Raw genomic sequence first — 12,423 nt, forward strand, 5'->3', positions numbered from 1 at the left:
TCATCCACCGAAGTGGACGGGGTATCAACTTCTGGCGTTGATTTTTGGCACGCTGTTGAGTTCTCAAGGAACGGACGCTTCCTTTGTACTCACCCCCGCGACATCCGCTGGGGCTTTCCTCCGGGCTTTCGTTCTGTTCTTGCGTTTCCGACTCTATCAGACTCTTTCGTGTCCGACTTCCTCGGTGCTTTCCAGGTACTCGCTTTCGCGTTTTCCTTTCCAGCGGCTCCAACCTTACCAGACCATTTCCTTGTCGATTCCGACTCGGATTTGAATTGGCGGCCGTTGGACGGGCCTTTCCCTTTCGGGCGGATCAGACTTTATCAGGTCTCCCTGGGTCTTGATTCCCACCCGCCCGCATGGCTCGTCGGACACACGTGTGTGCCGGGGTGCCGTGCGAGGTGGAGACGTAAACGTACTGGAGCGGGGCCCCCGGATGCAAATCCGGTTGCCCCGCTCCCGTTCGGTCGCTACGGCGAGGGTCAGACCTCGACGACGACCGGCAGGATCATCGGGCGGCGGCGGTAGCCGTCCGAGACCCACTTGCCCATCGTGCGGCGGATGAGCTGCTGGATCTGGTGCGGCTCGGCGACGCCGTCGGCCGCGGCGCGGGCGATGGCTTCCTCGATCTTCGGAATGACCGAGGAGAACGCCGAATCCTCGATGCCGGAGCCGCGGGCCTGGATGTTCGGGCCGCTGACGACCTTGCCGGTGGTGCTGTCCACCACGACGTAGACCGAGATGATGCCCTCGTCGCCGAGGATCCGGCGGTCCTTGAGCGAGGCCTCCGTGACGTCGCCGACCGAGAGGCCGTCCACGTACACGTAGCCGGCCTGGACCTTGCCGGAGATCCGGGCCTTGCCGTCGATCAGGTCGACGACCACGCCGTCCTCGGCGATGACGATGCGGTCCTTCGGGACGCCCGTCATGGCACCGAGCTCGGCGTTGGCACGCAGGTGGCGCCACTCGCCGTGGACCGGCATCAGGTTCCGCGGCTTGCAGATGTTGTAGAAGTACAGCAGCTCGCCGGCCGAGGCGTGGCCCGAGACGTGCACCTTGGCGTTGCCCTTGTGCACGACGTTGGCGCCCCAGCGGGTCAGGCCGTTGATCACGCGGTAGACCGCGTTCTCGTTGCCCGGGATCAGGGACGACGCCAGGATCACGGTGTCGCCGGGGACGATCCGGATCTGGTGGTCGCGGTTGGCCATGCGGGACAGGGCAGCCATCGGCTCGCCCTGCGAACCCGTACAGACCAGCACGACCTCGTCGTCCGGCAGGTCGTCGAGGGTCTTGACGTCGACGACGAGGCCCGCGGGGACCTTCAGGTAACCCAGGTCACGGGCGATGCCCATGTTGCGGACCATCGAGCGGCCGACGAAGGCGACCCTGCGGTCGTATTCGTGGGCGGCGTCGAGGATCTGCTGGATGCGGTGCACGTGGCTGGCGAACGACGCCACGATGATCCGCTTCTGGGCCGTCGCGAAGACGCCACGGATGGCGTTGGAGATGTCGCGCTCGGGCGGGACGAAGCCCGGGACCTCGGCGTTCGTGGAGTCGGAGAGAAGGAGGTCGATGCCCTCCTCGCTCAGACGCGCGAAGGCGTGCAGGTCGGTCAGACGGTTGTCCAGCGGAAGCTGGTCCATCTTGAAGTCGCCGGTGGCCACGACCATGCCGGCGCCCGTACGGATGGCCACGGCCAAGGCGTCCGGGATGGAGTGGTTGACCGCGATGAACTCGCAGTCGAACGGGCCGAGGGCCTCGCGCTCGCCCTCCTTCACCTCGAGGGTGTAGGGGCGGATGCGGTGCTCCTGGAGCTTCGCCTCGATGAGGGCCAGCGTCAGCTTGGAGCCGATCAGCGGGATGTCCGCCTTCTCCCGGAGGAGGTAGGGGACTGCGCCGATGTGGTCCTCGTGGCCGTGCGTGAGGACGATGCCGTCGATGTCGTCGAGGCGGTCCCGGATGGACGTGAAGTCCGGCAGGATCAGGTCGATGCCCGGCTGCTCCTCCTCGGGGAAGAGGACGCCGCAGTCGACGATCAGCAGACGGCCGTCGTACTCGAAGACGGTCATGTTGCGGCCGATCTCGCCGAGACCACCCAGGGGGGTGACTCTGAGGCCGCCCTTGGGCAGCTTCGGCGGCGGACCGAGTTCCGGATGCGGATGGCTCAAAAGTGTCTCCTCACCACGCACGCCACGTACCCCGGAAGGCACGTGGCGCGCATGTCATTCGTGCACTTGCTGTTGTCTGTTCGGTATGTGTTTGTTCGTTCTTATTCAGTTGTGAAGTCTGTTGTCAGAGCTGTACCCCGCCGGCGGCAAGATCGATCTTGAGCTGGGCCGTCTCTTCGGCGGTCAGCTCGATCAGCGGGAGTCGCAGCGGGCCCGCGGGCAGGCCCTGCAGGTTCAGCGCGCCCTTGGTGGTCATCACACCCTGGGTACGGAACATGCCGGTGAAGATCGGGAGCAGCTTCTGGTGGATCTCGGTCGCCTTCTGGACGTCTCCGCCCAGGTGGGCCTCCAGCATGGCGCGCAGCTCGGGGGTGACCACGTGGCTGACGACGGAGACGAATCCGGCCGCGCCGATCGACAGGAGCGGCAGGTTCAGCATGTCGTCGCCCGAGTACCAGGCCAGGCCGCTCCGTGCGATGGCCCAGCTTGCCTGGCCGAGGTCGCCCTTGGCGTCCTTGTTGGCAACGATACGGGGGTGCTCGGCCAGCCGGACCAGGGTTTCGGTGTCGATCGGGACACCGCTGCGGCCGGGGATGTCGTAGAGCATGACCGGCAGCTCGGTCGCGTCGGCGATCGCCGTGAAGTGCCGGAAAAGGCCTTCCTGCGGCGGCTTGCTGTAGTACGGGGTGACGGCGAGCAGGCCATGGGCGCCGGTGCGCTCGGCCTCGCGGGCCAGCTCGAGCGTGTGACGGGTGTCGTTGGTGCCGATACCGGCGACCACGTGGGCGCGGTCTCCGACGGCTTCGAGCACGGCTCGTACGAGGTCGTTTTTCTCCGCGTCGGTGGTGGTCGGCGACTCACCGGTGGTGCCGTTGATGATCAGGCCGTCGTTGCCTGCGTCCACCAGGTGGACGGCGAGCCGCTGCGCGCCGTCGAGGTCGAGTACGCCATCCGCCGTGAACGGCGTGATCATGGCGGTGAGGACCCGCCCGAAGGGGGTCTGCGGAGTCGAGATCGGAGCCATGGGTAACACGCTACTCGCTGCCATGCTCGCGGTGTCCCCTCGGGGGACGTCAACGGGGTGTTGGACGCCGGCACTGCCTGCTCGGGGGTTCAAGCAGTGCCGGGTCCGTTTGATCAGCCTAGATGAACTTTACGAAACGTCGCAATACGGACACTTAGGACTTGACGCCGTACATCTGTACGCCGCGGGTGTAACGACCCTTACGGGGCAACGCGACCGTTGCCGTTGTAGGCCGCGTACGTCAGCGGCATGAGCTTCGCCCAGTGCTGCTCCATCTTCTCGCCGACCATCTCGATCTCCCGCTGCGGGAAGGACGGGACCGCCGCGAGCTCGTGCTGCGTACGCAGACCGAGGAAGTGCATCAGCGAGCGCGCGTTGCAGGTGGCGTACATCGACGAGAAAAGACCGACCGGCAGGACCGAACGGGCAACCTCCCGGGCCACGCCCGCGGCGAGCATCTCGCGGTAGGCCTCGTAGGCCCGCACGTAGGAGTCCTCCATGACGCGCCCGGTGAGCTCCTGCTGCGCCTGGGTGCCCTCGACGAAGACGTACTTGCCGGGGCGGCCCTCCTGGACCAGCTTGCGCTCGGCGTCCGGGACGTAGAAAACCGGTTCGAGCTCCCTGTAGCGGCCCGACTCCTCGTTGTACGACCAGCCCACGCGGTGGCGCATGAACTCGCGGAAGACGAAGATCGGGGCGCTGATGAAGAACGTCATCGAGTTGTGCTCGAACGGGCTGCCGTGGCGGTCGCGCATCAGATAGTTGATGAGGCCCTTGGAGCGCTCCGGGTCCTTCTGCAGCTCCTCCAGCGACTGCTCGCCGGCCGTGGAGACGCGAGCGGCCCACAGTACGTCGGAGTCGGCGGCGGAGTGCTTCACCAGCTCCACCGTCACATCACTGCGGAAGCTGGGTTTCAGATCTGAAGCGGCGGTTTCGCTCACCGGGGGTCCTTCCAAACGTGCGTCCTGGGGCGCGCCCACTCTACGGCGCCCCTCGCGCGGCCTGCGCAGACGCACGCGGCGTGCGGGCTGAGCCGAGGCCCCGCGCGGGGCGTCGCCGGCTGACGCACCGCCATCGATTTTTTCCTGATGTCCCGAAATCCGGCACCGATCGGCGGGCCCGTACGTCCTACTTGGCAGAACCCACACCACCCACCCCGAGGAGATTCGCTCTGATGTTCCTCCGGCGCGAACCCGTCCCGTTCGCCTTCGTCTCCGAGGCCGACCGCTTCCGAAGCAATGTCACTCCGCCGCCGCGCGAGCGCCTGGGGAGAACCCAGTTGGTCGCCCGTACTCTGGTCGGACTGACCGTGGTTGCGGGGCTCGCCGGCTCACTGCTCCTCGGCATGCCCGCACTGCAGCCGAGCAAGGTGCCGGAGAAGTCGCAGCAGTCGGAGGCGTCCCAGGGGCGGTAGCCTCACGGGCACAGCCCAACCGAACGTGCATGTGAGTGAGGTCCACCCGTGCCCCTGCCCTTCCTGACGGCCGACGGCGTATCCGATGTGGATGACGACGGCGACGGCGACGAGATCCTGGCCCATGCCGACCAGGACCGCTGGCGCCGGCCCTACCGGCCCGGCCCCTGGCGCGTGGGCATCGGCGCGTTGCTGCTCCTGTTGTCCGCCTTCATGCTGCTGGCCACGATGATCGTCGCCTTCGCGGGCGGCTGGGGCGGGGCCCTGATCTGCCTGATCGCCGCGCTCGCGGTCGTCGGGTCGGCGGTGCAGACCCTGCGCGTCGGCGTATGGGTGAGCCCCGCGGGGCTGCGCCGGGTGGGGTTCTTCGTGACCCGCACCACGGCGTGGAGCGAGATCGGCGAACTCCGTACGGTGCAGCAGCCGGTGCGCTGGCTCGGGCTGCCGAGGACCGTACAGGGTCAGGCGCTGACGATGGCCGCGCGGGACGGTGCGGACGCACCGGTGCTGCTGACGGACCACAACGCCGATTTCCTGTCGCGGACCGAGGCCTTCGACCGCGCTGCCGACACGGTGGCCGCCTGGGCCGAGGAGCACCGGCCCGTGGCCGCCTGACCGACCCGAGCCACCCCCGAAAGCCCGTACAGGGATCAGACCTGTACGGGCTTCTTGTCGTGCAGGGCGATCGCCCGCTGCATCGCCTTGCGCGCCCGCGGGGTGTCCCGGGCGTCGTGGTAGGCGACGGCGAGGCGGAACCAGCTGCGCCAGTCCCCCGGCGCGTCCTCGGTCTCGGCCTTGCGGCGCGCGAAGACCTCGTCGGCGGAATCCCGCAGGATCCGCCCGTACTTGTCCCGCTCCAGCTCGTCGACGGGCAGTCCGCCCTCGGCCTCCAGCTCGGTGGCGAGATGGTTGGCCCGCGTGACGAACCGGGTGTTCTGCCAGAGGAACCAGACACCGATGACCGGCAGGATCAGCACGGCCACACCGAAGGTGACGGTGAGCCAGGTGCCGTGCTCGATGAGCATCAGGCCCCGGCTGCCGACCAGGACGAAGTAGACCACCAGGACGGCGGCCGTGATGAAGTACGTGATCTTCGCGCGCATCGTGAAATCAGTCCGGTCAGCCCAGGTCGAGGAAGTGTTCCAGGCCGAAGGTGAGGCCCGGGGTCTGCGTCACGCGGCGCACACCGAGCAGGATGCCCGGCATGAAGCTGCTGTGGTGCAGGGAATCGTGACGGATGGTCAGGGTCTCGCCCTCGCCACCGAGGAGCACCTCTTGGTGGGCCAGCAGGCCGCGCAGGCGGATGGCGTGCACCGGAACGCCGTCGACGTCCGCGCCGCGCGCGCCGTCGAGGGCGGTGGCGGTGGCGTCGGGCTGGGCGCCGAGGCCGGCCTCGGCGCGGGCGGCCGCGATGAGCTGCGCCGTACGGGTCGCGGTGCCGGAGGGGGCGTCGACCTTGTTGGGGTGGTGCAGCTCGACGACCTCGACGGACTCGAAGTAGCGGGCGGCCTGGGCGGCGAACTTCATGGTGAGGACGGCGCCGATGGAGAAGTTCGGGGCGATGAGCACACCGGTCTCCGGTGCGCCGTCGAGCCAGGTGCCCAGCTGCGCGAGGCGGTCCTCGGTCCAGCCGGTGGTACCGACCACTCCGTGGATGTTGTGGCGGATGAGGAAGTCCAGGTTCCCCATCACCGATGCCGGGGTGGTCAGCTCGACCGCGACCTGGGCGCCGGCGTCGGCCAGCGTCTCCAGCTTGTCGCCACGGCCCAGCGCCGCCACCAGTTCCATGTCCTCGGCGGCCTCGACCGCCTTGACGGCCTCGGCGCCGATCCGGCCCTGGGCTCCGAGGACCGCCACGCGCAGCTTGCTCATATCGCTTCCTTACTTGCCGTACGGAACTAGGCGACCGCTTCGTCGAGACGGGCGGCCTGCTTCTCCTTCAGCGGGCCGATCACCGCGAGCGAGGGCCGCTGTGCCAGTACATCCTGTGCGACCGAGCGGACGTCGTCCGGGGTCACGGCGGCGATCCGGGCCAGCATGTCGTCGACCGACATCTGGTCGCCCCAGCACAGCTCGCTCTTGCCGATGCGGTTCATGATCGCGCCGGTGTCCTCCAGGCCGAGGACGGTGGACCCGGAGAGCTGGCCGATGGCCCGCTTGATCTCGTCGTCGGCCAGTCCCTCGGTCGCGACCTTGTCGAGCTCGTCGCGGCAGATCCGGAGCACGTCGTGGACCTGGTTGGGCCGGCAGCCCGCGTACACGCCGAAGAGGCCGGTGTCGGCGAAGCCCGAGGTGTACGAATACACGCTGTAGGCCAGGCCGCGCTTCTCGCGGACCTCCTGGAAGAGGCGCGAGGACATGCCGCCGCCGAGAGCGGTGTTCAGCACGCCCAGCGCCCAGCGGCGCTCGTCGGTACGGGCGAGGCCGGACATGCCGAGGACCACGTGGGCCTGCTCGGTCTTGCGGTTCACCAGTTCGACGCGGCCGGCGGTACGGATGCGCTTGGTGCCGGTGCGCGGGCCGATCGGCTCGGCGTCGGTACGGGTCAACGCGCCGGCCTGCTCGAAGGCGGCCCGGACCTGGCGCACGACCTTGTTGTGGTCGACGTTGCCGGCGGCGGCCACGACCAGGTGCGTCGGGTCGTAGTGCTTCTTGTAGAAGCGGCGGATCCGGTCGGCGCCGAGCGCGTTGATCGTGTCGACGGTGCCGAGGACCGGACGCCCCAGAGGAGTGTCCCCGTACATGGTCTGCGCGAACAGGTCGTGCACCACGTCGCCCGGGTCGTCCTCGGTCATCGCGATCTCTTCGAGGATGACCCCGCGCTCGGCGTCGACGTCCTCCTCACGGATCAGCGAACCGGTGAGCATGTCGCAGACCACGTCGATGGCCAGCGGCAGGTCGGTGTCGAGCACCCGGGCGTAGTAGCAGGTGTACTCCTTCGCCGTGAAGGCGTTCATCTCGCCGCCGACCGCGTCGATCGCGGAGGAGATGTCGAGGGCACTGCGCTTGTGCGTGCCCTTGAAGAGGAGGTGCTCCAGGTAGTGCGTGGCGCCGTTCAGCGTGGGCGTCTCGTCACGGGAGCCGACGTGCGCCCAGATACCGAAGGTGGCGGAGCGGACGGAGGGCAGCGTCTCGGTGACGATGCGCAGTCCGCCGGGCAGGACCGTGCGCCGGACGGTGCCGACGCCGTTGCTGCCCTTGAGGAGGGTTTGGGTACGGGCGACGGCCCGCCCCTCCGAAGAGGGGCGGGCCGTCACACGGGAACTACGCGACATCACTTGTCGGAGTCGTCCTTGTCAGCGTCGTCACCGGCGGTCTCGCCGTCGATCACGGGAACCAGCGAGAGCTTGCCGCGCTGGTCGATCTCGGCGATCTCGACCTGGACCTTGGTACCGACCGCGAGCACGTCCTCGACGTTCTCCACGCGCTTGCCACCGGCGAGCTTGCGGATCTGCGAGATGTGCAGCAGGCCGTCCTTGCCGGGCATGAGGGAGACGAAGGCACCGAAGGTGGTGGTCTTGACGACCGTACCCAGGTAGCGCTCGCCGACCTCCGGCATGGTCGGGTTGGCGATCGAGTTGATCGTGGCACGGGCGGCCTCGGCGGCCGGGCCGTCGGAGGCACCGATGTAGATGGTGCCGTCGTCCTCGATCGTGATCTCGGCGCCGGTGTCCTCCTGGATCTGGTTGATCATCTTGCCCTTGGGCCCGATGACCTCACCGATCTTGTCCACCGGGATCTTGACGGTGATGATCCGGGGGGCGAACGGGGACATGGCGTCCGGCGTGTCGATCGCTTCCATCATCACGTCGAGGATGTGGAGGCGGGCGTCGCGGGCCTGCTTGAGGGCCGCGGCCAGGACGGAGGCCGGGATACCGTCCAGCTTGGTGTCCAGCTGGAGGGCGGTGACGAACTCCTTGGTGCCGGCGACCTTGAAGTCCATGTCGCCGAAGGCGTCCTCCGCACCGAGGATGTCGGTGAGGGCGACGTAGTGCGTCTTGCCGTCGATCTCCTGGGAGATCAGACCCATGGCGATACCGGCGACGGGGGCCTTGAGGGGCACACCGGCGTTCAGCAGCGACATGGTGGAGGCGCAGACCGAGCCCATGGACGTCGAACCGTTGGAGCCGAGGGCCTCGGACACCTGACGGATCGCGTAGGGGAACTCCTCGCGGGTCGGGAGGACCGGCACGATCGCGCGCTCGGCGAGCGCGCCGTGGCCGATCTCGCGGCGCTTCGGCGAACCGACGCGGCCGGTCTCACCGACGGAGTACGGCGGGAAGTTGTAGTTGTGCATGTAGCGCTTGCGGGTCACCGGGGAGAGGGTGTCCAGCTGCTGCTCCATGCGGAGCATGTTGAGGGTGGTGACGCCCAGGATCTGGGTCTCGCCACGCTCGAACAGCGCCGAGCCGTGCACGCGCGGGATGGCCTCGACCTCGGCGGCGAGGGTACGGATGTCCGTGATCCCGCGGCCGTCGATGCGGACCTTGTCCTTGATGACGCGCTCGCGCACCAGGGCCTTGGTCAGGCTGCGGTAGGCGGCGGAGATCTCCTTCTCGCGGCCTTCGAAGGCCGGGAGGAGCTTCTCGGCGGCGATCTCCTTGACGCGGTCCAGCTCGGCCTCGCGGTCCTGCTTGCCCGCGATGGTCAGCGCCTGGGTGAGCTCGCCCTTGACGGCGGCCGCGAGGGCCTCGTACACGTCGTCCTGGTAGTCCAGGAAGACCGGGAACTCGCCCTCGGGCTTGGCGGCCTTGGCGGCCAGGTCCGACTGGGCCTTGCAGAGGACCTTGATGAAGGGCTTCGAGGCGTCGAGACCGGCGGCCACGACCTCCTCGGTCGGCGCCTCGGCGCCGCCCTTGACGAGGGCGATGGTCTTCTCGGTGGCCTCGGCCTCGACCATCATGATCGCGACGTCGCCGTCCTCCAGGACACGGCCCGCGACGACCATGTCGAAGACGGCGTCCTCGAGCTCGGTGTGCGTCGGGAACGCGACCCACTGGCCACGGATCAACGCGACGCGGACGCCGCCGATCGGGCCGGAGAAGGGCAGACCGGCCAGCTGGGTGGACGCGGACGCGGCGTTGATCGCGACGACGTCGTACAGGTGGTCGGGGTTGAGCGCCATGATCGTGGCGACGACCTGGATCTCGTTGCGCAGGCCCTTCTTGAAGGACGGGCGCAGCGGGCGGTCGATCAGGCGGCAGGTGAGGATCGCGTCCTCGGAGGGGCGACCCTCACGGCGGAAGAAGGAGCCGGGGATCTTGCCGGCCGCGTACTGCCGCTCCTCGACGTCCACCGTCAGGGGGAAGAAGTCGAGCTGGTCCTTGGGCTTCTTCGACGCGGTGGTGGCGGACAGCACCATCGTGTCGTCGTCCAGGTAGGCAACGGCGGAGCCGGCGGCCTGGCGGGCCAGACGGCCCGTCTCGAAGCGGATGGTGCGGGTGCCGAAGGAACCGTTGTCAATGACGGCCTCGGCGTAGTGGGTCTCGTTCTCCACTAGCGTTTTCTCCATTTTCGTCGTCTCCGTCCGCCGCCCGTGTGGCGGTGGACGGTTGCGGAGAAGCGCTCCTGGCGTGCGGGCCGGTCTTCGATCGAAGCACCCGGTTCGTTGCCCTTGGGGGCATTCCGGGTGCCACTACCGAGGACCGGCGGCGTGGGAGGGCGCTCCTCCTCTTCAGTTGTGCACGTCTCGTCGTCGGACGTACACGTGCGTCCGTTCCAGACTACAAAGGGTCCGGTCCGTCCCGCACGTACAGCAAAGGGAGCGGCCCCCGGATGTGGGAACCGCTCCCTTCACACGTCTTACTTGGCGCCGGCCGCACCGCGGCGGATGCCGAGGCGCTCGACCAGCGCGCGGAAGCGCTGGATGTCCTTCTTGGCCAGGTACTGCAGCAGGCGGCGACGCTGGCCGACCAGGATCAGCAGACCACGACGGGAGTGGTGGTCGTGCTTGTGCGTCTTGAGGTGCTCGGTCAGGTCCGAGATGCGGCGGGAGAGCATCGCAACCTGGACCTCGGGGGAGCCGGTGTCGCCCTCCTTGGCACCGAACTCGGTGATGATCTGCTTCTTCGTAGCGGCGTCGAGCGGCACGCGTACTCCTCGTGATAGGTCTTCGTTGCCACCGAGTGCCCCAGGTCTGATTCTCTGGGGAGCTTCCGTTACTCGGGAGGCGGGGTCCGCTGAGCGCAGTCCACAGACCCTCTTGGCGAGGAGTCCGGGGGACGCGTACACAAACGGCCGTCACACAGCGTACCAGGCTGCCGCTCCGCCACGTCTCAGCTGGTGAGAGACCTGGCGCGGGAGTAGACGTCCAGCACGGCCAGGGTAAGCGGTACGAGGCTGAGCAGGACCGCCGCCTCGGTGAGGTCGAGCAGCCGCCCCCAGAAGGGTGACAGACCCTTGCGGGGTATGACCAGCGCAATTCCGGCGAGGAGGGCGGCACCGGCCGCGACGGCGGCGGTCAGCCAGATCGTACGGAGGTCCAGGCCGCTGCTGTCCTGCTTGAGGACGAGGGCTTCGAGCAGGTCGGTCGGCGGGTGCAGGGCCATGCCCAGGATCAGCAGGGCGATGGCGACGAGGCCCGCGGTCAGGGCGCAGACCACCTGGGAGGTGTAACGGAAGAGGCGGGCGCGCAGGAGCATCGCGAGGCCGGTGGCGAGCGCCAGCAGGCGGCCCCAGGTGTTCTCGGAGAAGCCGAGGACGGCTGCGGCGCCGACGGCGACCGCGGCGCAGCCGCCGACCAGGCCGAGCAGCATCTCGTGGCCGCGACGGGCCTGGGCGGCGATGGCCTCGGCGTCGAGCGGGGTACCGGCCGCCTCGTGCTGGTCGGGGCCGCTCTGCTCCCCGTAGGGCTCGGTCTCGTAGCGGTCCGGGGTCTCGTAGTCCTCGGTGGCGCTCTGCGGGGCGGCGTAGCCGATGGGCAGGCGGGCGAAGCGGGCGGAGAGGCCGGGAAGGAAGGCGACGAGGCCGATGGCGACGGGCGCGCAGACGGCGGCGGCGTCGGTGGCGGACGCCTCGGTGGCGATGGCCACGAAGGTGGCGAGGGTTCCGGTGGCGGCGACGAAGGTGGCCGCGACGAAGGGGGCGTCGCCGCTCGGGGTGAGCGCGACCAGGGTGACGGAGGCGACCAGGGCGCAGACGCAGCCGAGCAGGAACTGGAGGCGGCCGGGGCCTTGGCCGACGGCCGGGGCGATGATCCCGGAGCCGGCGATCATCAGGTGCGGGAGGGCGCCGAGGCCGAGCGCGACGGCGGAGAGCCGGTCTCCGTAGACCCGGGCGCGCACTCCGGCGACTGCGGTGAGCAGGATGCCGACGGCGCCCGCGATGATCCCGGGCAGGCCGTGCATGTCGTGGCGCAGCGGGTCGGCGTACCAGAGGACGAAGCCCAGCATGACGAGCAGCACGGCGGCGCCGGCCAGGCCCGCGCCGCGCAGCATGTCGTCGCTCCAGCGGTGCCGGTCGCGGACGACGGCGGAGGCGACGGCGTCGGACACGTCGTCGAACACGGCGGGCGGCAGGGACTCGGCGAAGGGGCGCAGGCTCAGCACCTCGCCGTCGAGCACCTGCTGGCCGGCGAGGGTGCGGGCGCCGTCGAGGACGGTGCCGGAGCGGCGTACGAGGTGGAAGCCGGTCGGGGCGCCCACGGGCTGGGTCTGGCCGGTGAGGCGCAGCAGCTCGGGGTAGACGTCGGCGACGGCGATGTCCTCGGGGAGGGCGACGTCGATGCGACTGTCGGGGGCCACGACGGTGACCCTGCAGAAACCCGTCGTCCCGGCCGTACTCACCTGTGTGACCCCCCTGGTTGGCGCCCGCATCGG

Annotated in this window: 11 protein-coding genes; 2 read left to right on the top strand and 9 right to left on the bottom strand. The window is 68.9% G+C overall.

The window, feature by feature from the left end; all coding sequences use genetic code 11:
• Nucleotides 1–482 precede the first annotated feature (482 nt).
• The 3 genes from BCL76_RS23385 to thyX form a co-directional block, all read right to left on the bottom strand.
• Nucleotides 483–2,168: a ribonuclease J gene (locus BCL76_RS23385; RefSeq protein ID WP_109781404.1), complete on the bottom strand. Its 1,686-nt coding sequence runs from the start codon at nt 2,166–2,168 to the stop codon at nt 483–485.
• A gap of 124 nt (nt 2,169–2,292) precedes the next feature.
• Nucleotides 2,293–3,192 (bottom strand): 4-hydroxy-tetrahydrodipicolinate synthase, encoded by a 900-nt coding sequence (gene dapA, locus BCL76_RS23390; RefSeq protein ID WP_109781405.1) that lies wholly within the window; start codon nt 3,190–3,192, stop codon nt 2,293–2,295.
• A gap of 200 nt (nt 3,193–3,392) precedes the next feature.
• Nucleotides 3,393–4,133, bottom strand: coding sequence for an FAD-dependent thymidylate synthase (gene thyX, locus BCL76_RS23395; protein WP_109781406.1), 741 nt, complete (start codon nt 4,131–4,133; stop codon nt 3,393–3,395).
• Between the two features lie 233 nt (nt 4,134–4,366).
• Between thyX and BCL76_RS23400 the strand changes: the two genes are divergently transcribed.
• Both BCL76_RS23400 and BCL76_RS23405 read left to right on the top strand, forming a co-directional pair.
• The gene (locus BCL76_RS23400) at nt 4,367–4,606 is read left to right on the top strand and encodes a hypothetical protein (RefSeq protein ID WP_030766939.1); all 240 of its coding nucleotides are present in this window, start codon (nt 4,367–4,369) and stop codon (nt 4,604–4,606) included.
• A gap of 48 nt (nt 4,607–4,654) precedes the next feature.
• The gene (locus BCL76_RS23405) at nt 4,655–5,221 is read left to right on the top strand and encodes a hypothetical protein (protein ID WP_181382684.1); all 567 of its coding nucleotides are present in this window, start codon (nt 4,655–4,657) and stop codon (nt 5,219–5,221) included.
• 35 nt (nt 5,222–5,256) lie between these two features.
• Here the strand turns inward: BCL76_RS23405 and BCL76_RS23410 are convergent, their stop codons facing one another.
• The 6 genes from BCL76_RS23410 to eccD all read right to left on the bottom strand — a co-directional run bounded on the left by BCL76_RS23410 (nt 5,257) and on the right by eccD (nt 12,420).
• The gene (locus tag BCL76_RS23410; protein WP_109781407.1) at nt 5,257–5,709 is read right to left on the bottom strand and encodes a tetratricopeptide repeat protein; all 453 of its coding nucleotides are present in this window, start codon (nt 5,707–5,709) and stop codon (nt 5,257–5,259) included.
• 16 nt (nt 5,710–5,725) lie between these two features.
• On the bottom strand, nt 5,726–6,478 hold the full coding sequence (dapB, locus tag BCL76_RS23415) for a 4-hydroxy-tetrahydrodipicolinate reductase (RefSeq protein WP_109781408.1): 753 nt from the start codon (nt 6,476–6,478) through the stop codon (nt 5,726–5,728).
• A gap of 26 nt (nt 6,479–6,504) precedes the next feature.
• Complete coding sequence (locus BCL76_RS23420; RefSeq protein WP_109781409.1) at nt 6,505–7,884, bottom strand: M16 family metallopeptidase; 1,380 nt, start codon at nt 7,882–7,884, stop codon at nt 6,505–6,507.
• Nucleotides 7,881–10,103, bottom strand: a complete 2,223-nt coding sequence (locus BCL76_RS23425; protein ID WP_030766954.1) for a polyribonucleotide nucleotidyltransferase — start codon at nt 10,101–10,103, stop codon at nt 7,881–7,883. The genes BCL76_RS23420 and BCL76_RS23425 overlap by 4 nt, the downstream gene beginning before the upstream one ends.
• A 305-nt stretch (nt 10,104–10,408) precedes the next feature.
• The gene (gene rpsO / locus BCL76_RS23430) at nt 10,409–10,696 is read right to left on the bottom strand and encodes a 30S ribosomal protein S15 (RefSeq protein ID WP_030718724.1); all 288 of its coding nucleotides are present in this window, start codon (nt 10,694–10,696) and stop codon (nt 10,409–10,411) included.
• 185 nt (nt 10,697–10,881) lie between these two features.
• Nucleotides 10,882–12,420 (bottom strand): type VII secretion integral membrane protein EccD, encoded by a 1,539-nt coding sequence (eccD, locus tag BCL76_RS23435; RefSeq protein ID WP_181382685.1) that lies wholly within the window; start codon nt 12,418–12,420, stop codon nt 10,882–10,884.
• Between the last annotated feature and the right edge of the window lie 3 nt (nt 12,421–12,423).

The organism is Streptomyces sp. CG 926 (assembly GCF_003148825.1).
GTDB lineage: Bacteria > Actinomycetota > Actinomycetes > Streptomycetales > Streptomycetaceae > Streptomyces.